The sequence below is a fragment of the Endozoicomonas sp. SESOKO3 genome (genome assembly GCF_024606255.1).
In genome coordinates, this window is record NZ_JAHHPR010000268.1 from 1 (window position 1) to 1,982 (window position 1,982).

The 1,982-nt window shown below is 49.9% G+C and carries 1 protein-coding gene; it reads left to right on the plus strand.

The window, feature by feature from the left end:
• Nucleotides 1-1,982: hypothetical protein (locus tag KDK18_RS04850; RefSeq protein WP_257253603.1), on the plus strand; the 1,982-nt coding region annotated here is incomplete at both ends.

A 1,982-nucleotide genomic window follows, 5' to 3' on the forward strand; every position in this document is an offset into this window, starting at 1 on the left:
GCCTTGAAGACCCCGGTCGATTCATTAATGGCGATGAGGTGGTCATTCTTGTCCAGCTCAGTGAGTCCGTCAACGTGAGTGGTATTGATGTCTCTGATGCCAGCACCTACCCAACCCTGGCATTGGATAACGGTGCCGTGGCCACCTACGACAGTGGTGCAGGTAGCGATACCTTAAGGTTTGTTTATACCGTCGGTTCAGGCAACAGTGAAAACACCCTGGGACTCAACTACGCCTCTGATACGGCACTGACCATACCTGCCGGAGTCATGATTTTTGATTCCGCAGGGAATAACATGCTGCCCACGCTGCCTCCGGTTAACAGTAATGATGCCCTGGCCCAGACGGGCAATGCCATTATTGATGTCAACGCCCCGGAAATTACTGCAATCAACAGTCTGACCTCGGATGGCCCTTACAATGAGGGCAAAGTGATCCAGCTTGAGGTGTCTTTTAGTGAAGCTGTCGATATAACAGGAACGCCGGTACTCAATCTGGATACCGGCGGTCAGGCCACGTACTCCAGTGGTGCGGGGACGGACAAACTGGTGTTTAGTTATACGGTGGGCAGTGGTGAAGACAGCGCAGATCTGGATGTCAGTAGTCTGGATCTGTCAAGTGGCAACATTACCGATCTAGCCGGTAATTCGGTTGATGTCAGCACTTTACCGACGGGAGCGCAGGCTAACTCCCTGGCTACCAATGCGGCACTTGAAATTGATACGACAGGTCCTTCATTACCGGGTCTGGGCGCGGTTAACTTCTGGGTTGGCAACAGCAGTGAAAATACGCCGGGTCGGATATTTATTTATTCAGATGGTCAGCAAGCACTGAATGCCAGCGAAGTTAACCAAATGACACCGGACTGGAGCAAGCTGTACGTTGAAAATACAGAAACCGGTGACCGGCACTACTTTAAGTCCGATGACTTCTCGGTCAGCAGCTTTGAACGGCATCCAACCATAGCTCACGAGATGAAAATAGATCTCAACCAGAGCGGGGCTGATGCGTTTGAAAAAGAGTTCCGGGGATACAGTGACTGGCCAGATATCATGGTTGTTCACGTTGAAGAAGGGTTTCTGGTAGACCGTGCTGGTAACGGATATGCCTTTTCATCATCTTCAAGCGGTTTGGATATGGAAATTCTCTCACCTACGGATCCGATAAGCGCATTTGGGAGGCAAGGCAATAAAATCACGGATGTTCGTGTTGTTTCTGTGAATGACACCTATAAAGCGGGTGAAGAGTTGCTGATTCAGGTGGATTTCAACCATGTGGTGAAACTGGATTACAGTACAACACCTGAACTTCGGTTTGACATTGGTGGCACGCAACAGACAGCAGTATTGGACACGGCTGCTCATTCGTCCGGTGAGTATAACAACAGCTTTTTATACCGTTATACGATTCAGAGTGGCGATAATGTTACCGGCAGCATCTCACTTGCGGCGTCCAACCCTATTGATACCGTATTTAAGGAGCCTGCAACCTCCTCATGGTCTAACGGCGCTATTACCGTCAATTCGGAGCAGAATATCACTCTGACAGCACCCACAGGAGCTGGCTCTCTGGATAACAGCAGCTCGGATCTGATTATTGATACAACCGCTCCGCTCACCACCATTGCTTCGGCCAATTATGACCCCGATACCAATCAACTGGAATTAACGGGTACAAACTTCAATGATATTTTGAGTGGCAACACCGCTGCCGACAGTGCTGAGTTAAGGCTGGTGCTGGACTGGAGCAAGCTCAGCTACAAGGTCAACGGCTCACTGACTGAGAGCTTCAGTGAAGATGATGTCCTGTCCGTCAAAGTGATTGACAATAACAAACTCATGATTGAACTGGCGGCGGCGAAGGCTGACAGTATCGAGGCCAGCTCCGGTGGTGATTATAGCGATGATGAGCTGGATATTTCTGCCGGGTTTATCAAGGATCTTGCAGGGAACGCTTCAACCACTGATTCACTCTCTGCAGGT